This is a genomic window from Methylobacterium nigriterrae, from assembly GCF_037106235.1.
Lineage (GTDB): Bacteria > Pseudomonadota > Alphaproteobacteria > Rhizobiales > Beijerinckiaceae > Methylobacterium > Methylobacterium nigriterrae.
In genome coordinates this window covers 43,902-66,200 of record NZ_JBAWTG010000025.1, presented here as the reverse complement: position 1 = coordinate 66,200, position 22,299 = coordinate 43,902, and the positions used below count along the sequence as shown (strand labels likewise).

General features: G+C 70.3%; 19 protein-coding genes. 8 read left to right on the top strand and 11 right to left on the bottom strand.

Annotation, left to right across the window (positions count from 1 at the left end; all coding sequences use genetic code 11):
• Positions 1-215 precede the first annotated feature (215 nt).
• Together WDW90_RS15170 and WDW90_RS15165 are read left to right on the top strand one after the other, a co-directional pair.
• A complete protein-coding gene (locus WDW90_RS15170; protein WP_336488229.1) occupies positions 216-839 on the top strand; it encodes a hypothetical protein in 624 nt (207 codons plus the stop codon).
• Positions 840-1,017: 178 nt separating this feature from the next.
• Positions 1,018-1,443 (top strand): DUF2147 domain-containing protein, encoded by a 426-nt coding sequence (locus WDW90_RS15165; protein WP_336488228.1) that lies wholly within the window; start codon positions 1,018-1,020, stop codon positions 1,441-1,443.
• A gap of 329 nt (positions 1,444-1,772) precedes the next feature.
• Here the strand turns inward: WDW90_RS15165 and alaS are convergent, their stop codons facing one another.
• The 9 genes from alaS to flgB all read right to left on the bottom strand — a co-directional run bounded on the left by alaS (position 1,773) and on the right by flgB (position 12,330).
• A complete protein-coding gene (alaS, locus tag WDW90_RS15160; RefSeq protein WP_336488227.1) occupies positions 1,773-4,457 on the bottom strand; it encodes an alanine--tRNA ligase in 2,685 nt (894 codons plus the stop codon).
• Between the two features lie 463 nt (positions 4,458-4,920).
• A complete protein-coding gene (gene recA / locus WDW90_RS15155; protein WP_336488226.1) occupies positions 4,921-6,012 on the bottom strand; it encodes a recombinase RecA in 1,092 nt (363 codons plus the stop codon).
• Positions 6,013-6,126: 114 nt separating this feature from the next.
• Positions 6,127-8,823 carry a cell cycle histidine kinase CckA gene (gene cckA, locus WDW90_RS15150; RefSeq protein WP_336488225.1) on the bottom strand — a complete coding sequence of 899 codons (2,697 nt, stop codon included), beginning with the start codon at positions 8,821-8,823 and terminating at the stop codon, positions 6,127-6,129.
• Between the two features lie 128 nt (positions 8,824-8,951).
• Complete coding sequence (gene flhB, locus WDW90_RS15145; protein WP_336488224.1) at positions 8,952-10,019, bottom strand: flagellar biosynthesis protein FlhB; 1,068 nt, start codon at positions 10,017-10,019, stop codon at positions 8,952-8,954.
• Positions 10,020-10,042: 23 nt separating this feature from the next.
• The gene (fliR, locus tag WDW90_RS15140; protein WP_336488223.1) at positions 10,043-10,807 is read right to left on the bottom strand and encodes a flagellar biosynthetic protein FliR; all 765 of its coding nucleotides are present in this window, start codon (positions 10,805-10,807) and stop codon (positions 10,043-10,045) included.
• A 32-nt stretch (positions 10,808-10,839) separates the two neighbouring features.
• Positions 10,840-11,106, bottom strand: coding sequence for a flagellar biosynthesis protein FliQ (gene fliQ / locus WDW90_RS15135; RefSeq protein ID WP_147027942.1), 267 nt, complete (start codon positions 11,104-11,106; stop codon positions 10,840-10,842).
• 43 nt (positions 11,107-11,149) lie between these two features.
• Positions 11,150-11,467: a flagellar hook-basal body complex protein FliE gene (gene fliE / locus WDW90_RS15130; RefSeq protein ID WP_336488222.1), complete on the bottom strand. Its 318-nt coding sequence runs from the start codon at positions 11,465-11,467 to the stop codon at positions 11,150-11,152.
• A 10-nt stretch (positions 11,468-11,477) separates the two neighbouring features.
• Positions 11,478-11,885, bottom strand: coding sequence for a flagellar basal body rod protein FlgC (gene flgC, locus WDW90_RS15125; RefSeq protein WP_336488221.1), 408 nt, complete (start codon positions 11,883-11,885; stop codon positions 11,478-11,480).
• Positions 11,886-11,919: 34 nt separating this feature from the next.
• Complete coding sequence (gene flgB, locus WDW90_RS15120; RefSeq protein ID WP_336488220.1) at positions 11,920-12,330, bottom strand: flagellar basal body rod protein FlgB; 411 nt, start codon at positions 12,328-12,330, stop codon at positions 11,920-11,922.
• A gap of 214 nt (positions 12,331-12,544) precedes the next feature.
• Between flgB and WDW90_RS15115 the strand changes: the two genes are divergently transcribed.
• Entirely contained in the window at positions 12,545-13,816 is a 1,272-nt protein-coding gene (locus tag WDW90_RS15115) for a hypothetical protein (protein ID WP_336488219.1), read from the top strand.
• Positions 13,817-13,840: 24 nt separating this feature from the next.
• Here WDW90_RS15115 and WDW90_RS15110 read toward each other — a convergent pair whose 3' ends face one another.
• Positions 13,841-15,127, bottom strand: a complete 1,287-nt coding sequence (locus WDW90_RS15110) for an MFS transporter (protein WP_336488218.1) — start codon at positions 15,125-15,127, stop codon at positions 13,841-13,843.
• A gap of 205 nt (positions 15,128-15,332) precedes the next feature.
• Between WDW90_RS15110 and WDW90_RS15105 the strand changes: the two genes are divergently transcribed.
• Both WDW90_RS15105 and WDW90_RS15100 read left to right on the top strand, forming a co-directional pair.
• Positions 15,333-16,505: a zinc-dependent alcohol dehydrogenase gene (locus tag WDW90_RS15105; protein ID WP_336488217.1), complete on the top strand. Its 1,173-nt coding sequence runs from the start codon at positions 15,333-15,335 to the stop codon at positions 16,503-16,505.
• A gap of 13 nt (positions 16,506-16,518) precedes the next feature.
• Positions 16,519-17,061, top strand: a complete 543-nt coding sequence (locus WDW90_RS15100; RefSeq protein WP_336488216.1) for a cyclase dehydrase — start codon at positions 16,519-16,521, stop codon at positions 17,059-17,061.
• 79 nt (positions 17,062-17,140) lie between these two features.
• Here the strand turns inward: WDW90_RS15100 and WDW90_RS15095 are convergent, their stop codons facing one another.
• The gene (locus WDW90_RS15095; protein ID WP_336488215.1) at positions 17,141-18,421 is read right to left on the bottom strand and encodes an O-acetylhomoserine aminocarboxypropyltransferase; all 1,281 of its coding nucleotides are present in this window, start codon (positions 18,419-18,421) and stop codon (positions 17,141-17,143) included.
• Positions 18,422-18,640: 219 nt separating this feature from the next.
• Here WDW90_RS15095 and WDW90_RS15090 point away from each other — a divergent pair, with 219 nt between their 5' ends.
• From WDW90_RS15090 to WDW90_RS15080, 3 genes are all read left to right on the top strand, one after another.
• Positions 18,641-20,272 carry an ABC1 kinase family protein gene (locus tag WDW90_RS15090; RefSeq protein WP_336488241.1) on the top strand — a complete coding sequence of 544 codons (1,632 nt, stop codon included), beginning with the start codon at positions 18,641-18,643 and terminating at the stop codon, positions 20,270-20,272.
• Between the two features lie 284 nt (positions 20,273-20,556).
• Positions 20,557-21,858, top strand: a complete 1,302-nt coding sequence (locus WDW90_RS15085; protein WP_336488214.1) for a sensor histidine kinase — start codon at positions 20,557-20,559, stop codon at positions 21,856-21,858.
• Between the two features lie 59 nt (positions 21,859-21,917).
• Positions 21,918-22,241, top strand: coding sequence for a YnfA family protein (locus tag WDW90_RS15080; protein ID WP_336488213.1), 324 nt, complete (start codon positions 21,918-21,920; stop codon positions 22,239-22,241).
• The last annotated feature ends 58 nt before the right edge of the window (positions 22,242-22,299 follow it).

Below are 22,299 nucleotides of genomic sequence, written 5' to 3'. Positions count from 1 at the left end.
CCGCGCCCGGCACCACCGCGCGGCTCCCCCCATTCGGCCGGCCGGCCTGCTTCCCCGCCGATTGAGGCGAAGGCATGACAGCGGCCTCGGTCGAGGGAACGGGGCCGCGCCCCGATTGCCGTGGACGGAACGCCGCACAGATTATACGGCGGTGCGTCATGGACCGCGAAGGTGCATCCGTGCGACGGACATTTCCCTTCCGAGTTGCGATAGCGATGCTGCTGCAGGCCGTCTCCGCCCAAGCCCTTGCCTCTGCCCCTGCCCAAGCGCCGGCCGCCGCGCGCCGGGACCGGCCTGCCGGGCCCGAGACCGCGTCCGAGACTGCCAGCGTGATCGAGATCCTGCGCGCCCGCCTGCTGACCGGCCACAGCGCCACCGCCGTGCTGGAGGCGTGGTGCGCCGAGCGGGGCCTGGCCGACGACCCGCATCTCGTGGCCCGGCGGCTGCCCGGTCCCGACAAGCCGCTCACCGACGCGCAGCGCGGCCGCCTCGCCGTCGGGCCGCACGAGCCTGTCCGCTACCGGCGCGTGCGGCTGACCTGCGGGACGCACGTGCTGTCGGAGGCGGATAACTGGTACGTCCCCGGCCGGCTGACGCCGGAGATGAACGCGATCCTCGACTCGACCGATACGCCGTTCGGCCGCGTGGTCCGGCCGCTGGCGCCGACCCGGCGCAATCTCGGGCTGCGCATGATCTGGCAGGCCGTGCCCGGCCGCCTGCCCGCCGCGGACGAGCCGCTCTTCTCCGTCGAGGCCGTGCTCTCGACCGCGGCCGGCCTGCCCTTCTGCGAGGTCGCCGAGACCTACACGGGCGCGGTCCTGGCCGACGGCGCTCGCTGATCCGGGCCGATTTCCCCGGCCGTCCGGCGTCGCCATACCGGTCTCGCGAAAAGTTGGTTCGCCTGCCCGCCGTCGAGGCGCCCCTCCCCCTGCCGGACGGCTTGCCGAATCCGAACCGAAACCGCTAAGCCGTCAGGAACGATGTCCGTACGGACACGCGATCGGGAGGACCACCAGCATGACGACATTCCGCATCCGCCTGTGCCTCGGCGCCGCGCTCCTCGCCGCCCTGGCGACCGGTGGAACCGCGCTCGCCCAGAAGGGCGGCGACCCGAGCGGCACCTGGCTGACGGAGACCGGCGATTCGAAGGTCCGCCTCTCCCGCTGCGGCGGGGGCTATTGCGGCGTCATCGCCAGCACCTCCGGCAAGGGCATCGACGAGAACAACCCGAACCCGGCGCTGCGCAGCCGCAGCGTCGTCGGCGTGCAGATCGTCAACGCCACCAAGGCGACGTCCGACGGCTACGAGGGCACGCTCTACAATCCGAAGGACGGGAAGACCTATTCGGGCTCGCTCAAGATGACGAGCGCCAACACGATCGAGGTCGCCGGCTGCGTCATGAGCGTGTTCTGCAAGCGCCAGACCTGGAAGCGGGTGAACTGAGCCGGCCGCCGCGTCGGGGGCACATCTCTTGGCGCGTGCGAGCGGGGCTCATCGGTTCACACATCGCGGCGGGCGCTCGGTCACGAAACGGGACGCGCTTCCCCTCTCCCTTGCGGGGAAGGATCAAGGTGGGGGTGGTGCGGGAGGCACCGCCGCGCTCTCCGCGGCACCACCCCGCCTCCGGCTCCTTCCCACCCGGATCGGGCCTGTGACGGATCTGGGCTGGCAAGCGCAGATCTCGGACAGGCCCGAGATCTGCGGGAGAGGATAGCCGCGATGCGTGAACCGCCCGGCCCGAACGGGAGCGGCCGCCCGGACCGGTCCCGCGCTCACGCGGCCGCCGAGAGCGCCTCCGCGATGGCCGCCAGCGCCGCCTCGGCGCCGGCGCCGTTCGGGCCGCCGGCCTGGGCCATGTCGCGGCGCCCGCCGCCGCCCTTGCCGCCGAGATGGCCGGCTCCCGCCCGGACCAGGCCGACCGCGTCGTAGCGCTCCGTTAGGTCCTCGGTGACGCCGACGACGAGGCCGGCCTTGCCGTCCTCGGCAACGCCCACGATGGCGACGATGCCGGAGCCGAGCCGGCTCTTGCCCTCGTCGGCGAGGCTCTTGAGGTCGCGCATCTCGATGCCCTCGACGACGCGTGCCATCAGCTTCACGCCGTTGACCTCGCGGGCGCCGCCCTCCTGCTGGCCGGAGCCGCCGGCCATGGCGAGCTTCCTGCGGGCATCGGCGAGCTCGCGCTCCAACCGGCGGCGGTCCTCCATCAAGGCCGCGAGGCGCTCCGGCGCATCGGCGACGGGCGCCTTGAGGAGGCCGGCGAGCGCCCCGAGCGTGCGGCTCTCCTCGGCCCGCTGGCGGCGGGCGGCGTTCGCGGTCATCGCCTCGATCCGGCGCACGCCCGCCCCGACCGCGCTCTCGCCGATCACCGAGATCAGGCCGATATCGCCGGTGCGGGCGGCGTGCGTGCCGCCGCACAGCTCGATCGAGAAGTTCGGCAGGCGGCCGCTCTCGACCTGCGTGCCGGCATCGTCGACGGGCCGGCCCATCGAGACCACCCGGACCTCGTCGCCGTACTTCTCGCCGAAGAGCGCGCGGGCGCCGGATTCGATCGCCTCGTCCACCGCCATCAGCTTGGTGACCACCGGCGCGTTCTGCAGGAGCACCGCGTTGGCGATGTCCTCGACGGCGCGGATCTCGGCCTCGTCCATGGGCTTCGGGTGGCTGAAGTCGAAGCGGAGGCGCTCGGGCGAGACGAGCGAGCCCTTCTGGGCGACGTGGTCGCCGAGCACCTGCCGCAAGGCCTCGTGCAGGAGGTGCGTCGCCGAGTGGTTCGCCCGGATCGCGGTGCGGCGGGCATGGTCGACCTGCAGCTCGACCGCCTGGCCGACCGCGAGGCTGCCGTCATCGACCGTGACGTGGTGGACGAAGAGGTCGCCGAGCTTCTTCTCGGTGCCGGTGACCCGCGCCCTGAGGCCGCCGGCCAGGACGAGGCCGGTATCGCCGACCTGGCCGCCGGATTCGGCGTAGAACGGGGTCTGGTTGGCGAGCATCAGGCCGCTCTCGCCGGCCCGCAGCGCCTCGACCTCGCCGCCCTCGCGCAGGAGCGCCGTGACGATGCCCTCGGCGCCCTCGGTCTCGTAGCCCAGGAACTCGGAAGCGCCGACCCGCTCCCGGATGGCGAACCAGACCGTCTCCGTGGCGGCCTCGCCCGAGCCCGACCAGGCGGCCCGCGCAGCCTGGCGCTGGCGCTCCATGGCGGCGTTGAAGGCGTCGGTGTCGACGCCGATGCCGCGGTTCTTGAGCGCGTCCTGCGTCAGGTCGAGGGGGAAGCCGTAGGTGTCGTAGAGCGTGAAGGCGGTCTCGCCGGACAGGTTCTGGCCGGAGGTCAGGTCGCGGCTCTCGGCATCCAGGATCGCGAGGCCCCGCTCCAGCGTGCGGCGGAACCGGGTCTCCTCCAGGCGCAGGGTCTCGCCGATCAGGCTCTCGGCCCGCATCAGCTCGGGGTAGGCCTGCCCCATCTCGCGCACCAGCGTCGGCACGAGGCGGTACATCATCGGCTCGCGCGAGCCGATCAGCTCGGCATGGCGCATGGCGCGGCGCATGATCCGCCGCAGCACGTAGCCGCGCCCCTCGTTGCCCGGCAGCACCCCGTCCGCCACCAGGAAGGACGAGGCGCGCAGGTGGTCGGCGATGACCCGGTAGGAGGCGACGTTGCCGGCCTCGGGCGGCCGTCCGACCGCGTGGCTGACCGCGTCGATCAGCGTCCGGAACAGATCCGTCTCGTAGTTGCTCGTCACGCCCTGCAGGATCGCCGAGATGCGCTCGAGCCCCATGCCGGTGTCGATCGAGGGGCGCGGCAGGGCGAGCCGGTTGCCCGGCTCGATCTGCTCGTACTGCATGAAGACGAGGTTCCAGAATTCGAGGAAGCGGTCGCCGTCCTCGTCGGGCGAGCCGGGCGGGCCGCCCTGCAGCGCCGGGCCCTGGTCGATGAAGATCTCCGAGCATGGGCCGCAGGGGCCGGTATCGCCCATCTGCCAGAAATTGTCGGAGGTGCCGATCCGGATGATCCTGTCGTCGGCAAAGCCCGCGATCTTCCGCCAGAGGCCCGCGGCCTCGTCGTCGTCGGCGTAGACGGTGACGAGAAGACGGTCCTTCGACAGGCCGAACTCCCGCGTGATCAGCGTCCAGGCGAGCTCGATCGCCTCGGCCTTGAAGTAATCGCCGAAGGAGAAATTGCCGAGCATCTCGAAGAAGGTGTGATGGCGCGCCGTGTAGCCGACATTGTCGAGGTCGTTGTGCTTGCCACCCGCGCGGACGCATTTCTGCGCCGTGGTCGCCTTCGTGTAGGGCCGCTTCTCCACGCCCGTGAACACGTTCTTGAACTGCACCATGCCGGCGTTCGTGAACATCAGCGTGGGGTCGTTCTTCGGCACCAGCGAGGACGAGGGCAGCACGGCATGGCCGGCTTGCGCGAAGTAATCGAGGAAGGTCGACCGGATCTCGTTGACGCCGCTCATCGAAATTGACTCTTGTGGGCCTGGGCTTGCGCGCCGGGCTTCTGGCAAAGCCTGACCGCCTCATCCGCCCTCATAAGGACCGCCGCGCCGTAAGTCACGGCCGATGCGGGATCCGATCGACCGATGCCGCGTCGTCCCGGTCCGGTCGCTCCGCGCAGGACGGCGCGTCCGCGCCAGCCCACCTCCCGTGCGAGCTGGCGGTCGGATCGATGCTGGCGCCGATCCGACCGTCCCAGGATCGGGCGCCTCTCACCTCTTTCGTGCGGGAGAGGTCGAGTCCGCGGAACGCGGACCGGGTGAGGGGTGCGACATCTCCGGAGAGGTCGCACCACCCCTCACCCCGTCCCTCTCCCGGACGGGAGAGGGGACCCGCGCCCGGCCGGGAAGCGGCCGAGTTCGGCACCGACGGCCTCCGTGAACCGCCAAGCCCTCGCGGGAGGGTTTGAATCCGCTCGGGAGCGATTCAGGCCTCGCCCTCGTCGAGGTCGTCGGCGGTCGGCGTCGCGTTCTCGAGGATGCGCTCGGCGACGAGGCCCGAGTTCTGGCGGATCGCTCCCTCGATCTTGGCGGCGATCTCGGGATTGTCCCGCAGGAAGCCCTTGGCGTTCTCGCGGCCCTGGCCGAGGCGCTGGCTGGCATGCGAGAACCAGGCGCCCGACTTCTCCACGATCCCGGCCTTGACGCCGAGGTCGATCAGCTCGCCGACCTTGGACACGCCTTCGCCGAACATGATGTCGAACTCGACCTGCTTGAAGGGCGGCGCGACCTTGTTCTTGACGACCTTGACGCGGACCTGGTTGCCGATGGCCTCGTCGCGGTCCTTGAGCGTCGAGACGCGGCGGATATCGAGGCGCACGGAGGCGTAGAACTTCAGCGCGTTGCCGCCCGTGGTCGTCTCCGGCGAGCCGTACATCACGCCGATCTTCATGCGGATCTGGTTGATGAAGATCACCATGCACTTCGAGCGCGAGATCGAGCCCGTGAGCTTGCGCAGGGCCTGGCTCATCAGCCGGGCCTGGAGGCCGGGCTGCGAATCGCCCATCTCTCCCTCGATCTCCGCCCGCGGCGTCAGGGCCGCCACAGAGTCGACCACCAGCACGTCGATGGCGCCGGAGCGCACCAGCGTGTCGGTGATCTCGAGCGCCTGCTCGCCCGTGTCGGGCTGCGAGATCAGGAGGTCGTCGAGGTTCACGCCGAGCTTGCGCGCGTAGACCGGGTCGAGGGCGTGCTCGGCGTCCACGAAGGCGCAGACGCCGCCCTTCTTCTGGGCCTCCGCGATGGTGTGGAGCGCGAGCGTGGTCTTACCCGAGGATTCCGGCCCGTAGATCTCGATGACGCGCCCGCGCGGCAGGCCGCCGACGCCGAGCGCGATGTCGAGGCCCAGCGACCCGGTCGAGACCGTCTCGACCTCGGCGACCTTGTCGGTCTTGCCGAGCCGCATGATCGAGCCCTTTCCGAAGGCGCGCTCGATCTGGGACAGGGCGGCATCGATCGCCTTCGACTTGTCCTTGTCCATGCTGGGCGTATCCACCACTTTCAACGCGGGCTGAGCCATCTCTCGCCATCCTTATGAAGGGGAAAGGCGCCGTTCTCAATGCGCCCGGGATGACGAATTTGTACATGTTTTGTTCTCATTCGGCAAGGGGCGCGATCCGCCTTGCGGGGCTGTTCAGGCCGACATCGTCCGCTTCACGGTCTCGACGAGCTGCTTCAGGCTGAAGGGCTTGGGCAGGAAGTTGAAGGTCTCGCCCTCGGGCAGGTTCTTGCGGAACGCATCCTCGGCGTAGCCCGACACGAAGATGACCTTAAGCTCCGGACGGTGCTTGCGAATCTCCCGCAGCAACGTCGGTCCGTCCATCTCGGGCATGACCACGTCGGATACGACGAGGTCGATCTCGTGGTTCCCCTCGCCGACGATCCGCAGCGCCTCGAGCCCCGAGGCGGCCTCGAGCACGGTGTAGCCCCGGGCCGAGAGCGCCCGGCTGTTGACGGCGCGGACCGGGTCCTCGTCCTCGACGAGCAGGATGGTCCCCTGCCCGGTATGGTCGGCCGCGGGCTTGCGCGGTTCGACCTTCGCGGGCTCCGCCATCGCGCCGTCGGGCGATTCTTGCCCCGGCGGCGCCTCGGCCGCCCCGCCCGGCCCGACCGTAGGCGCCTGCGCGGCGAGCTTCGGCAGCGTCGCGGGCGGAGCCGTCTCTGGCTCCGCCTCGACGGCCGGCTCGTGGCGCGGCAGGTAGATACGGAAGGCCGTGCCCTCCCCGACCGTCGAGCGCACGTCGACGGTGCCGCCGCTCTGCTTGATGATGCCGAAGACCGTGGAGAGGCCGAGACCCGTACCCTTGCCGATCTCCTTCGTCGTGAAGAACGGCTCGAAGATCTTCTCCATCAGCTCAGGCGGGATGCCCTCGCCGGTATCGAGCACTTCGATCAGCACGTGGTCGCCGGCCGGCGCGACGGCGCGAGCCTCCGGGCCGTCGCCGGCATCCGGGACGTTGGCGGTGCGGATCATCAGCCGGCCGCCCTCTGGCATCGCGTCGCGCGCGTTGACCGCGAGGTTCACGATGACTTGCTCGAACTGGTTGACGTCCGCCTTCACGGGCCAGATGTCGCGGCCGTGCTTCAGCTCGAGATCGACCCGCTCGCCCAGCAGCCGCTTCAGCAGGAGCGTGAGCTCGGACAGCGCCTCGCCGACATTCATCACCTCGGGACGCAGGGTCTGGCGGCGCGAGAAGGCGAGGAGCTGGCGTACGAGACCCGCCGCCCGGTTCGCGTTCTGCTTGATCTGCATGATGTCCTGGAACGCGGGGTCGGTCGGCTTGTGGCTCGCGATCAGGAGGTCCGAGTAGCCGATGATCGCCTGGAGGACGTTGTTGAAGTCGTGCGCGATGCCGCCGGCGAGCTGGCCGACCGTATCCATCTTCTGGGTCTGCGCGACCTGCTGCTCCAGCTGGCGCTGCGCGGTGGTGTCGAGGGCGTAGAGGATGACGCGCTCGCGGTCGGTCTCGTCGAGGCCCTTGTCGGCCGCCGAGCCCTCGCCCCCGGCCGGGCTCAGCCAGACGCGGGCGGAGCGGTTTCCGTTGCCCGTCAGCGAGACCTCGATGGGCTGCACGTCGCTGAGCCCGCTCGCCGCCTTGCCAAGGGCCGCCTCCAGGGTGCCGCGGTCGCGCTCGATCACGGATTCGCCCATGGTCGGCTCGGCGCCGACCTCGCCCGTGCTGCCCTCGATCGCCTGTCTGGGCATCGCGCCGAAGAGGCGTGCGAAGGAGGCGTTCGCCCGGGCGATGTGGCCCGCCCGGTCGAGAGTCGCGATCGCGATCGGCGAGTTGTTGAGGAAGCGGGCGAGGCGTACCTCGGCGGCCCGCTGCGGCTCGTCGAACTCCGCGCCGGCCGAGCGGTTGATCACGAAGGTCCGCGAGGAGCCGGGCTTCCCGTCCTTGCCGAAAGCGACGCGGTGATAGAGCCGGGCGGGCAGCGAGTGCCCGTTGCGGCGGCGCAGGTCGAGGTCGAAGCGGTCGGTGCGCACCTCGCCGGGCAGGCCGGCCGTGCTGGTCAGCATGTCGGCGCCGGGTGCGATCTCGGAGAGGTGCGGGCCGCCCGGCCCGACGGTGGCGAGATCGTAGCCGAGCCAAGAGGCCAGGGTCGCATTCATGTAGACGATTGTCCCAGCCGGATCGATCGACAGGAAGCCCGCCGGTGCGTGGTCGAGGTAATCGATCGCGTGCTGAAGTTCCTGGAAGACGTTCTCCTGGCGCTCGCGCTCGTGGGTGATGTCGCTCACCGTCCAGAGCGAGGCGTTGCGGCGCGGGCGCGGCACCGCCCGTACCATGATGCGGAACCACGCGAATTCCCGCTCGGCGGTGCCGCTCGGCGGCGGCGCCATCCGGATTTCCTCGGTGTGGCTGCGCCCGTCGCGGGCGGCCTGCGCGAGGCGATAGACCGCCTCGGAGACCTCAGGAGAACCCACGAAGATCCGCTCGACCGAGCGCAGGCTCGAGAAGCTGTCGCCGCCCGCGATCCGGAGATACGCCTCGTTGGCGTAGATCAGGCGGCCGCCCTCCTCCACCACGACGGTGGCCTCCGGGGCGGCATCCACGATGCTCTTGGTGATGTCGTCGCGCGCGCCCTGCCCGCTGAGCTGGATCGCCCCGATCGCGAGCGCGAACAGGAAGAAGACGCCCGCCATGGCGAGCAGAGCGAGCAGCCAGACGATGAGGGATTGGGCCTGCTCGTTGGCGACGAAGGACAGGCCGATCGCCGCGCCGACGAGGAGCCCCGCCAGCACGAGAAGCAGGCCGACGCGCCCGGGCCGCTCGGACCGGTCGATCGAGCCCGAGACAGGCGCCGTAGGTCCACTCAACTCAGCCATCGGGCCCCAATCCAGCCGTACCGACACCGGTTAGCCCCCCGTTCGCTCCCGCAGCAAGGGGATTGGCTTCGGAAGTCTTAGAAAAATCTCGCGAAAGAAGGTGGATAAAGCGTGGCTTTCCGCGCGGCTCACGCCGCGCGTTTGCGCAGGCGCAGGACGAATCCGATCACCTCGGCGACCGCCCGGTAGTGCTCGGCGGGGATCTCCTGGTCGATCTCGACCGTTGCGTGGAGCGCGCGCGCGAGCGGCGGGTTTTCCAGAACCGGCACGTCGTGCTCGGCGGCCACGGCCCGGATGCGCAGGGCGAGCGAATCGACGCCCTTTGCGACGCAGACGGGAGCCGCCATGCCGGCCTCGTAGCGCAGGGCGACGGCGTAGTGGGTCGGGTTGGTGACGACCACGGTGGCCTGCGGGATCGCCGCCATCATGCGCTTCTTCACCCGGGCGGCGCGAAGCTGCTTCATGCGGCCCTTCACCTCGGGGCTGCCCTCGCTTTCCTTCATCTCCTGCTTGAGTTCTTCCTTGGACATGCGCAGGCGCTGACGCCAGCGGTAGCGCTGGTAAACGGCGTCAGCGAGCGTGATCGCGAGGTAGACGGCGAGGACGCCGGCCAGCAACTTCAGCGCGATGCCGAGGACCGCGGGGAGGCAAGCGGCGGGATTGAGGCGGGCGAACACCTCGAGCCGGTCCCGGTCGCGCCACAGGATCGTGCCGGCCACGACGCCGACCACCGCCATCTTGGCGAGGCCCTTGGCGAACTGGACGAGCGCCTCGATCCCGAAGATGCGCTTGATCCCGGCCATCGGCGAGACGCGCTCGAACTTGAAGCCGAGGGTTTCGGTCGTGAAGACCAGGGGATGCTGGAGGAAGCCGGCGGCCAGCGCCGCGACGACGACGAGGCCCGCCGGGATCGCCAGGGCTTGCGCCCAGATGAGCAGGCTGCGGCTCGCGAGCCCCGCGTAGGCATGCGCGTCCGAGGGTACAGCGTGCGCGTTCATCAGGAAGGCGCGCATTTGGGTGAACAGCGCGCGGGCGATCGGTCCGGCGGCGAGGAGCAGCGCCAGCGTGAAGGCGGCGAGCGCGAAGAAGGTGTTGATCTCGGCGCTGTTGGCGACCTCGCCGCGCTCGATCGCCTGATCTAGACGCCGCTGTGTCGGCTCCTCCGTCTTGTCTTCCTGCTCTGTTCCCTCGGCCACGGTTCAGGGCCTCCCGATCCGGCTCAGCGGCCGGTGAACTCGGCGAGGTAGCGCCCGAGATCGTCCAAGAACACGCCCATCATGACGCCGAGCGATCCGAACAGGATCAGCATGCCGATCAGGATCGAGGCCGGTACGCCGACGAAGAACACCTGCAATTGCGGCATCAGCCGCGAGAGCACGCCGAGCCCGAGGTTGAACAGGATGCCGAAGGCGATGAAGGGCGCCGAGATCTGGACTGCCAGCGTGAACCCGCGCGCGACGGCCTTCAGGGCCAGCATCGCGGCCTCGCCGAGGTCCGGAACCGCGTTCGGCGGCAACACCGCGTAGCTGTGCCCGATCGCCTCGAGGGCGAGATGATGCAGATCGGCGGCGAGGATCAGGGTGACGCCCAGCAGCGTCAGGAAGTTGCCGAGCGCGGCCTGCTGGCCGCCCATGGTCGGGTCGACGGTCATAGCATAGCCGAGGCCGAGCTGCTGCGAGACGATCAGCCCCGCCGTCTGGAGCGCGGCGAGGACCATCCGGACGGTCAGGCCCAGGACCAGCCCGACGAGCGTCTCCCCGAACAGCAGCGCGATCAGACCCGGGCCGGCGAGCGCCCCGCCCTGGAGCGGCAGGAGCGGGCGCACCATCGGGAACAGCACGAGCGCCACCAGAAGCGCGAAGGCGAGCCGGAGCCGTGCGGATACGAGCTGCTCGCCGAGGCCCGGCATCAGCATGATGAGCGTGCCGACCCGCGCGAAGGTGAGGAGGTAGGCCGCCGCGATGCCCGGCAGGAGGAGATTCATGCGGCTTCATAGCAGGGCACGAATCCGCCGTCTCAGCCGCCCGCCGCGATGCGCGCCGCGATGCGAGTCATGTAGCCGGCGAGCGCGTCGCCCATGAAGGGCAGCATCAGCAGGAGCGCGGCGAAGACCGCGACGATCTTAGGCACGTAGATCAGCGTCTGCTCCTGGATCTGCGTGAGTGCCTGGATGAGCGAGACGGCGAGGCCGACGACGAGGGCGACGATCATCAGGGGGCCGGCGACCTTCAGAAAGACGAAGATGCCGTCGCGGGCGACGTCGAGGATGGCGAGACCGGTCATGGGAACGCTTCTTCGGTTCGGGGCGGGGCGGGCGTCCGGCGCCTCAGATCTGCATCCGCATAATCTCCTCGTAGGCCGAGATCATGCGGTCGCGCACGGCGACGAGGGTCTGGAGGGCCGTCTCGCTCTCGGCGACGGCGGTGACGACATCGACCACGTTCGCCTTTCCGGCGGCGACCGAGAGAGACTGCGCATCGGCTTTGCGGCCCGCCTCGGCGACGCCGTCGAGGGCCGAGCCCAGCAGCGAGGAGAAGTTGGCACCGCCCGCGCCCTGCGGCGGCTGAACCTTCGGCGCTCCCTTCAGGCCGCCGACGTTCTGGACGGCGGCGTAGGCCCCGGCCGCGAAGTTGCTCGTCGCCATGCTGCGGCCCCTACTTCAGGATCTCGAGGGTGCGCGAGATCATCCGGCGCGTCGCCGTGACCATGTTGAGGTTCGCCTCGTAGGAGCGCTGGGCCTCGCGCATGTCCATGTTCTCGATGAGCGAATTGACATTCGGCATCCGCACCTCGCCCTTCGCGTCGGCGGCCGGATTGCCCGGGTCGTACTTCGTGCGGAATGCCGTCGCGTCGCGGCGCACGCGGCCGGCCTCCACGAGGGTGGCGCCGGTCTCGCGGTCGAAATGCTGGCCGAAGGTCGGGATCTTGCGCCGGTACGGCTCAGCATTGGGGTTCGAGGGCGCGGAATCCGCGTTCGCGATGTTCTCGGCGATGATGCGCATGCGGCCGGACTGCGCCTTCAGGCCCGAGGCCGCGATAGTGAGCGATTTCATGAAATCCACGGCGCGGTCTCCGGCGGCTCAGATGTGTCCGGGGTCAGCGCTTGCCGACCGCGATCTTCAGGGCGTCGAGGCTCTTCTGGTAGAGCGAGGCGGCGAGCTGGTAGTCGGATTGGTTGTCGCCGGCCTTCAGCATCTCCTCCTCCAGATTCACGCCGTTGCCGCTCGGGCGGATCTCGAAGCCCTTGACCCGGCGCGGATCGGCTCCCGGGCCGTCGCTGCCGGCGGGCACGATGTGGCTCTCGCTGGTGCGGGCGAGCGCGACGCCGGCACCGCCCTGGACGAGCTCGCCCGTCGCCGCGTCGAAGCGCGGGCTCGCGAGATCCCGCGGCCGGAAGCCCGGCATGTCGGCATTCGCGACGTTCTCGGCGATGAGCTTCTGGCGCGCCTGATGCCACTGCATCCGGGTCCGCATCATGCTCAGGATCGGAAGGTCGGTGACGGCCACGGCGCCTGCGCTCGGTTCGAAGCCCGCCGGAACGCTCCCGTACGGTCGGCAAAATCTGCCGGGCGCATGGTTAACGCCGGGTTAAGCTTGCGGCGCTGCGCGTGAGCCCGGGTAAAGCTGTTAACGAAGTCTTAAGGTTGATTGCCCGCCCGGCGCCCGCTCGTGATATTGACGGGCCTACGTCGGGTCGCCCAGGTAAAGAGAGACTTCCGCCTTGTCAGCGTTTTTCGGCTCGGATGGCTCCTTCGTCCTCCAGTTCGCCGTCATCTTCCTCGTCATCCTCGCCCTGCTCACGGCCGGCGTGCTGCTCGTGCGCCGCTTCTCGGGCAAGGGCCTGACGCTCTCCGCGAAGAGCACGCCGCGGGGCCGCCAGCCCCGGCTCGGCATCGTCGACGTCTACGAACTCGACCGCCAGCGGCAGCTGATCCTGCTGCGGCGCGACAACGTGGAGCACCTCCTTCTCGTCGGCGGCCCGAACGACGTGGTGATCGAGCGCCACATCCAGCGGGGCCTGCGCGCCGCGGCCGACCCGCTCCTGCGGCCCGAGCCTATGGCGGAGCCGACGGCCGAGTTCGAGCCCCGTCGACCGGAACCGCCCCTGTTCGACCCTGCCTTCGCGATGCCGATGGTCGTCCCGGCGGCCGTGCCGGGTTCGCAGGCGGCCCCGCCGGTGACGCATCCGCTCGACGACGCCGCGCTCGCGACCGACGCGGAATTCGAGGAGGTGCCGGCGCAATCAACGCCGGAGCCCGCGCCGCGGCGCGCGGACGTTCCGCCGAAGCGTCCCCTCAGCCGGACGACGCCCCCGCTCGTCAATCCGCGCCCCGACGTCGCGTCCGAGCGGGCCCGGTCGGAGCCGGTCTTCACGGCGGCGCCGCCGGAGCCTCCGCTGCGCGCCGCCGCGCCGCCCGTCACGGCACCCGCGGAGCCGCGCGCCGTCGACGCCAGCATCCTGTCCGACATGGCTCGCCAGCTCGAGATCGCCCTGGCCCGGCCGTCATCAGCGGTGACGCCGCCGCCCGGATCGGCCAAGGCCGCCGCGCGTCCGGCGCCAGGCCCGGCGCCGATGCCGCCCCCGCCGCCCGTGACGGCCGCACCCGTGGACCGCCCGGTCACGGACCCGATGGCCGCCGCGATGGCGGCGTCCCAGGCGCCGATCGAGCGGGACGGCTCGCCCGAGATGCCGGCGCGCGCAGCGCCGCCGATCCCGCAGCAGCCCGCGCCCGCGCCGAGCCCCGAGCCGAGGCCGTTCCTGCCGGATCCGCCTGACACCGCGCCGACCGCCAAGACCGAGACGGCCAAGATCGAGACGGCCAAGACCGAGACGGCCAAGACCGAGACCGCCAAGACCGAGCCGGTCGCATCTCAGCCCGCGGCCGGGCCTGCGCCCGCGAAGCCGGCGCAACCCGCCAATCCCTTCTCTGTCGAGGAGATCGAGGCCGAGTTCGCGAGGCTTCTCGGCCGGCCCCTCGACAAGAAGAACTGAAGAACTGAAGCGGCCGCGCCGGCCTCAGACCTCCCGCCGCAGCGTCTCGGGCATCAGCGCCACGGCGCAGAAGCTGAGCGCCGCGGCGATGCCGAGATAGGCGCCGACCCAGGCGATCCCGCCCCAATCGACGAGGCGTTGCGCGAGGTAGGGGGCGCCGGAAGCGCCGAGAATGCCTGCGAGGTTGTAGGTCACCGAGGCGCCCGTGTAGCGCACGCGTGTGGGGAACAGCTCGGGCAGGAGCGCGCCCATCGGCCCGAACAGCCAGCCCATGGCGAGAAGGCCGAGGCAGAGGAAGCCAAGGACCAGGGCGCCCTGCCCGCTGGCGAGCATCGGGCCGAGCAGGAAGCCGAGGCCGATCGTGGCAAGCAGCCCCGTCAGGAGCACCGGGCGGCGTCCGAAACGGTCGGCGGCCGCGCCCGAGAGCGGGATGCCGAGCGCCATGAAGCATACGGCGATGCACTCGAAGAGCAGGAATGTGGAGCGCGAATAGCCGAGCGCCGTGGTCCCGTAGCCGAGCGCGAACACCGTCGAGAGATAGAAGACCGCGTAGCAGGCGACCATCGCGAGGGTGCCGAGGAGCGTGGCGCGCCCGTGCTGCGTGAGGATCGTCGCGAGCGGCACGCGCTCGGGCGCCTCGCGGGCCATCGCGGCCCTGAAGAGCGGCGTCTCGGTGAGTTTCAGGCGCACGTACAGCCCGACGCCGACGAGCGCCGCGGAGGCCAGGAAGGGCAGCCGCCAGCCCCAGCTCTGGAAGCTCTCGGCATCGAGCCCGAGGCTCAGCGCGAGGAAGCAGAGATTGGCCGAGATGAAGCCGACGGGCGCGCCGAGCTGCGGGAAGATGCCGTACCACGCCCGGCGCCCCGGCGGCGCATTCTCGACCGCGAGGAGCGCCGCCCCGCCCCACTCGCCGCCGAAGCCGAGCCCCTGGCCGAACCGGAGCAGGCACAGGGCCGCGGGCGCGAGCCAGCCCGCCGCCGCGTAAGTCGGCAGGCAGCCGATCAGCACGGTCGAGATGCCCATGATCATCAGCGAGGCGACGAGGGTCGCCTTGCGGCCGACCCGGTCGCCGAAATGCCCGAACAGGGCCGCCCCGATCGGGCGCGCCACGAAGGCGATCGCGAAGGTCGCGAAGGCGCTGAGGAGCTGCACGCCGGGCGCGCCGGGCGGGAAGAAGATCGGCCCGATCACCAGCGCGGCGGCCGTGGCGTAGACGTAGAAGTCGTAGAACTCGATCGCCGTGCCGACGAAGCTCGCCGCGAGGATGCGGCGGGCGGAGAGGCCGCCGGCCTGGGGGATCGTCTGAAGCATGGTCGCGGATCGGTCTCGCGTGTCGGCGCGCCTCGTTAGAGCAGCGCGGCCGGATTGCCCAGAGGCCCGGCGCGCGGAGCGCGCCCGCATCGTCTCGGACTGCCGAGATTAACCCATGTCAATCTTGAGCTTTCTTTGAAACTTGCTGGAATCTCGGGGGTTCGTTGAAGGCGATGACGCCGCACGAAGCGTGGAGGGAACAGGCATGAGAGCATTGGTCTGGCACGGCACCCAGGATATCCGCTGCGACACCGTTCCAGATCCGCGCATCGAGCACGAGCGTGATGCCATCATCAAGGTCACGGCCTGCGCGATCTGCGGGTCCGATCTGCACCTCTACGACCACTTCATGCCCGGAATGAAATCGGGCGACGTCATGGGTCACGAGACCATGGGCGAGGTGGTGGAAGTCGGGCGCGGCATGAACGGCGCCCTCAAGAAGGGCGACCGGATCGTCGTGCCCTTCACGATCATCTGCGGCGAGTGCGACCAGTGCAAACGCGGGTTCTTCTCGGTCTGCGAGCGCTCGAACCGCAACAAGCACCTGGCCGCGAAGGCCTTCGGCCACACCGCCGCGGGCCTGTTCGGCTACACTCATCTCACGGGCGGCTATCCCGGCGGGCAGGCCGAGTACCTGCGTGTGCCCTTCGCCGACAAGACGCACATCAAGGTGCCGGACTCGCTCAGTGACGAGCAGGTGCTGTTCCTGAGCGACATCCTGCCGACCGGCTGGCAGGCGGCCGTCCAGTGCGAGATCGAGCCGACCGACACGGTCGCGATCTGGGGCGCCGGACCGGTCGGCCAGATGGCGGTCCGCTCGTCGATCCTGCTCGGCGCCAGGCAGGTGGTCTGCATCGACAGAGTGCCGGAGCGGCTCGACATGGCTCGGGCGGGGGGCGCCATCACGATCAACTTCGCGGAAGAGAGCGTGATCGCGCGCCTCAACGAACTCACCGCCGGCAAGGGCCCGGAGAAGTGCATCGACTCCGTCGGCATGGAGGCCCATGCCACCGCGACGATCGACTCGATGTACGATCGCGCGAAGCAGGCCGTGATGCTGGAGAGCGACCGGCCTCACGTCCTGCGCGAGATGATCTACGTGTGCCGCCCGGCCGGCACGCTGTCGATCCCCGGCGTCTATGGCGGCCTGCTCGACAAGATCCCGTTCGGCGCGCTCATGAACAAGGGCCTGACCGTCCGCACCGGCCAGACCCACGTGAACCGCTGGACCGACGACCTCGTCAAGCGGATCGATGACGGCCAGCTCGACCCCTCCTTCGTGATCACCCACCGGGTCGGGCTCGAGCAGGGTCCGGAGATGTACAAGACCTTCCGCGACAAGAAGGACGGCTGCATCAAGGTCGTGATCAGGCCCTGAGGGAGGTTGAGGCATGCGCTACGAAGGACCGCGATCCCGTCGCCGCGGCCACCCCGACGAGGCGACCGACGCGCTCGCCCGGGGCCTCGGCTGGTTCTCGATCGGCCTCGGGTTGACCGAACTCGTCGCGGGCAGGCGCCTCGCGCGGGGCCTCGGCCTCAGGGGGCAGGAGGATCTGATCCGCGCCTACGGCCTGCGCGAGATCGGGACCGGATTCGGGATCCTGGCGGCGGACGATCCCGCTCCCTGGATCTGGGCCCGGGTCGCGGGCGATGCCCTCGATCTCGCCACCCTCGCCAGCGGATTGAACAACCGCAACCGCCGCATGGACAACCTCATGATCGCGATCGCCGCGGTCGCGGGCGTGACGGCGGTCGACATCATCTGCGCCGACACGCTGAGCCGGGAGACGAGGCGGCCGCTGCGGCCGCTGGCGGATTATCGCGGCCGCAGCGGCTACCCGAAGGGTCTCGCGGCCTCGCGTGGCGCCGCGAAGGACTTCGCGGTGCCCAAGGGCTTCCGGACCGCGGACGCGCTGCGGCCTTTCGCGGCCTGAACCTCGCGGCGGGGCCCCACGGCTCCGCCGGAACACGAGCGCGCCGCGCCCGATCGGGGGCGCGGCCACACCGGCTCGGTCAGGCCCGCAGCGCCGCGTCGAGATCCTCGATCAGGTCGGCCGGATCCTCGAGGCCGACCGACAGCCGAACCACTTCCGGCCCGGCCCCGGCGGCCGTCTTCTGCGCGTCCGTGAGCTGGCGGTGCGTCGTCGAGGCCGGGTGGATCACGAGCGAGCGCGTGTCGCCGATATTGGCGAGGTGCGAGAAGAGCTGCAGGTTCGAGACGAGCTTGACGCCCGCCTCGTAGCCGCCCTTCAGCCCGAAGGTGAAGACCGCCCCTGCCCCGTTCGGCGTGTAGCGCCGTGCGAGCTGGTGGTACCGGTCGGTCTCGAGCCCCGGATAGCTCACCCAGGCCACAGCCTCGTGGCCCGCGAGGTGGGTCGCCACCGTCATCGCGTTGTCCGAATGGCGCTGCATGCGCAGCGGCAGGGTCTCGATGCCGTTGAGGATCAGGAAGGCGTTGAAGGGCGAGAGCGCCGGCCCGAGATCGCGCAGGCCGAGCACCCGGCAGGCGATCGCGAAGCCGAAATTGCCGAAGGTCTCCGAGAGGACCATGCCGGCATATTCGGGCCGCGGCCGGCTCAACATCGGGTAGCGCTCGTCGCCTGCCCAGTTGAAGCGGCCGCCGTCGACGATGAGACCGCCGATCGAGTTGCCGTGGCCGCCCAGGAACTTCGTGGCGGAGTGCACCACGATGTCGGCGCCGTGCTCGAACGGGCGGATCAGGTATGGCGTCGCCATCGTGTTGTCGACGATGAGCGGGATGTTGTGACGCCTCGCGATCTCGGAGATCGCGGCGATGTCGGTGATCACGCCGCCCGGATTGGCGATCGACTCGCAGAAGATCGCCTTGGTGCGGGGCGTGATCGCCCGCTCGAAGGAGGACGGATCGTCCGTGTCCGCCCAGACCACCGACCAGCCGAAGTTCTTGTAGGAATGGTTGAACTGGTTGATCGAGCCGCCGTAGAGCTTGTTGGCCGCCACGAACTCGTCGCCCGGCTGCATCAGGGCATGCATGGTCAGGAACTCGGCAGCGTGGCCCGAGGCGACCGCGAGGGCCGCCGTGCCGCCCTCGAGCGCCGCGATGCGCTCCTCCAGCACCGCGTTCGTCGGGTTGGTGATGCGCGAGTAGATGTTCCCGAAGGCCTGCAGTCCGAACAGCGAGGCGGCGTGGTCCACGTCGTCGAAGACGAAGCTCGTGGTCTGGTAGATCGGTGTCGCGCGGGCGCCGGTCGCCGCGTCCGGGCTCGCGCCTGCGTGGATCGCCAGGGTGTTGAAGCCGGGCAGGCGGTCGGTCATCGATGTCTCCTCGGGCAGGCCCATCCGAGCCGTTTACGCCCGGGCGCGAGAGCGGCGCAAGGCGTTGCGCGCAAGGGGCTGCCCCGCGCGGCCCGGCGAGGAAGGGCGCGATTCCGTCCCGACCCTTCCTTCCGCGAGTCGCGTCCCTAAAAAAGTCCGAACCGCGTGATGTTCGGGCGGAAGCGCCGATACCGGCGCCTGCACGGGTCGTACCGCTCAATGCTGAAAACCGCCTTCGTTGCCGCGCGCGATCGTCAGCGCCTGTCCGAGATCGCCACGATCCTGATCGGCTTCGGCGTCAACAAGGTCGTGGACCGGCTGGGGCTGCGCTACATCCCGCTGCTGCCGCGGCGCGGCCCGCGCGTCGACGTCACCCGCCTGTCCCAGCCCGAGCGGCTGCGCCGGGCCATCGAGGCGCTCGGACCGACCTTCATCAAGTTCGGGCAGGTGCTGGCCAGCCGGCCGGACCTCCTCTCCCCGGCCTGGACGGAGGAGCTGGAAAAGCTGCACAGCCAAGTCTCGCCGATGCCCTGGGAGCAGATCCGGCCGCAGCTCGAGACCGACCTCGGCGCCTCGCCCTTCGAGGTCTTCGCGGAGTTCGACACCGACGCGATCGCCTCGGCCTCGATCGCGCAGGTCTACCGGGCGCGGCTGCACTCGGGCGAGGAGGTCGTGGTCAAGGTGCTGCGGCCGGGCCTGCGCAAGATCATCGAGGCGGATCTGCGCCTGATGGCGCACGGCGCCCGCATCGTCGAGACCGAGTGGCCCGACATGGCCCGCTACCAGCCGCGCGAGCAGATGCGCCATCTCGCGGCCGGCCTCAACGGCGAGCTCGACCTCCTCAACGAGGCGCGCAACTGCGAGCTTCTCGCCGCCATCTTCGAGGGCCGCGACGACATCGTGTTCCCGAAAATCTACTGGGAATGGTGTTCCGAGCGGGTGCTCGTGCAGGAATTCATCCACGGGATCTCGCCGAGCGACGAGGCGGGGCTGAGGGCCGCGAACGTCGACAAGAAGCTCCTCGCCCAGAAGGGCACCGACGCCTTCCTCAGGATGGCGCTGATCGAGGGGGTGTTCCACGCCGATCCCCATCCCGGCAACCTGTTGGCGATGTCCGGCGACCGCATCGGCTTCATCGATTTCGGCATCATCGGCCGCCTCTCGCAGAAGCGGCGCAACCAGCTCCTCGTGCTCATCGGCGCCATGCTGAAGCAGGACGCCGACGGGCTCATGGCCGTCCTCCTCGACTGGACGGGGGCCAGCAACCCGGACCTCACAAAGCTCGAGGCCTCCGCCCAGGCCTTCGTCGAGAGCCACTCCTCGATCCCGCTCAACCTCGGCCTCGTGCTCACGGACTTCATGACGATGGCCCGCGAGAACGATCTCGCGATGCCGACCGACCTCGCCATCCTTTTCAAGGGCCTCGTCACCGCCGACGGCGTGATGCGCCAGCTCGACCCGAACTTCGACCTGTTCGCCGCCGCCGGACCCACCGTGCGCTCGACGATGCAGACCCAGTTCTCGCTGCGGGGCATCCGGCGCAAGGCCGAGGCCCTCGGGGTCGGCCTGTTCGGCGCGGCCTCCGAACTGCCGACCCTGATCCATCTGATGCTCGTCCGCCTGAAGCAGGGCCGCGTCACCGTCGAGATCGAGGTGAAGGGTCTCGACAAGGTCACCCGCGGCATCGAGCGGGCGGCGGCCCGCGTCGCGGTCGCGCTCGTGGTGGCCGCCTTCGCGACGCAGCTCGCACCGCGCTTGATCGACCTCGGCACGCCGGTCTTCATCACCATCGGCCTGATGGTGTTCACGATCGGCGTCGGCTGGCTGGTCCTGCTCGGCCGCAACAAATGACAGGCTCCCCATCCGAGTTCTTCGAAAGTCAACAGTTCACTGAACACTGTTAACCGCCGATCGGTTACTTGCGGATCCGGGCCGGCATGGTAGGGTGCGATCACCACCGAATCGCGAGTCGTCGAGCAGGCGGCGGGGCGAGAAGCGGATCAATCCGCCAGTTTCCGCCGAACCGTCGGCAGCAAGCCGCCACGTCTCGCCGGTCGGCAGGTCCACGCGCTGGCTGGCGTCCGCACAATCTGGCTCGAGGCGGCCCATATCCGGCGCTCAAGGGGAGCGTGGCGGTGTACACGAGCACCTATCCCGAAAGCTCGACCGACGACCGGCGGGTCGCTTCGTTGGAGGCCGAGAACGCGCATCTGCGCGCCCTGCTCCTGCGGGCGCATCGGCGCGCGGCCGCCGACGCCGAGCGTCAGGAGCGCCTCGGCCGCTTCCTCGACGCGGAACGGCGGGCGAGCCGCGACGAGGCCGACAGGGTCGCAGCCGAGAAGGCGCGGGTGCTGGCGGAGGCGGAATCCGCGGCCGCCCGGTACGAGCGCAGCCTCGCGGACGGCGCCGTCCGCCTCGCGAACGTCGAGGAGCTCAACGCGCAATTGCGCGCCAGCGAGGAGCTGAACCGCCGAATCCTGTGGACGACCACGGATTGCGTGAAGGTGCTCGACCTCGACGGGCGCCTGATCGCTCTCAGCGCGAACGGCCCGGAAGTGTTCGGCGTCGCGAACTTCGCCGAGCTGATCGGCCGGCCCTGGATCGGGTTCTGGTCCTGCGAGGAGAGCCGCGCCAGCATCGCGAAGGCCCTCGACGCGGCCCGCGCCGGCCGCCCCTCGCGCTTCCAGGCCGTGCTGGAGACGGGGCCTGCCCGTGCCACGGTCACCTGGTGGGACATCGCCGTCACGCCGGTGGATGGCAACGACGGGCGCCCGGAGCGGATCCTCGCCGTCTCGCGCGACATCTCCGAACTGAAGCAGAACGAGGCTCGCCAGACCCTGCTCATGCAGGAGCTCGCCCACCGGGTGAAGAACACCCTGGCAATGGTGCAGGCCGTCGCGACCCAGACCCTGCGCAACGCGGTTTCCCTCCAGGCGGCCGGCGAGGCGCTCGGGGCCCGCCTCCTCGCGCTGGCGCAGGCGCACGACGTCCTGATGCAGGGTGCCTGGTCGAGCACGGACCTGCGCCGGCTCGTCGACGGCGCCGTCGCGCTTCACGGCGACGGGGCGCCGGACCGCTTCCACGTCGGCGGACCGGAGGTGACGCTCGCGGCCCGCCCGGGGCTCACCCTCGCGCTGATGCTGCACGAGCTCGGCACGAACGCCGCCAAGTACGGCGCGCTCTCCTCGCCCGCCGGCCACGTGGCGATCGCCTGGGAGATCGCGTCTCTGCGCGGCGAGGATCACCTCCTGTTCCGCTGGGAGGAGATCGGGGGGCCGCCCGTGTCGCACCCGACCCGCACCGGATTCGGGACGCGTCTGATCGAGCGCAGCCTTGTGCACAGCTTTGCCGGGAACGTACGCCTGACCTATCCGCCGACCGGCGTCGTCCTCACCATGGAGGCGCCGCTGGCGGCGGTCGTCGGCGAGGTAACCTGATCCGCCCGACGGGCCGCACGGGCTTGGCGCCCCGCCTCCCGGCATGCGAGGGGGCGCCGATGACGACACTCCTCGCCTATGCCGCCGCCGCGCTCGCCGAGATCGCCGGCTGCTTCGCCGTCTGGGCCTGCCTGCGCCTCGGGCAGTCCGCCTGGTGGCTCCTGCCCGGTGGGCTGTCGCTCGCGCTCTTCGCCTATCTCCTCACGCTGGTCGACAGCGAGGCGGCCGGCCGGGCCTTCGCGGCGTATGGCGGCGTCTACATCGCGGCCTCGCTCGTCTGGCTCTGGGTGGTCGAGGGGCAGCGGCCGGACCGCTGGGATCTCGCCGGCGCCGGGATCTGCCTGGGGGGCGCCGCCGTCATTCTGCTCGGTCCGCGCACATGAGCATGCGGGCGGCGGCGCCCGCCATGGGCCCCGGTCCTTGACGGGGGGGAGCGCGGGG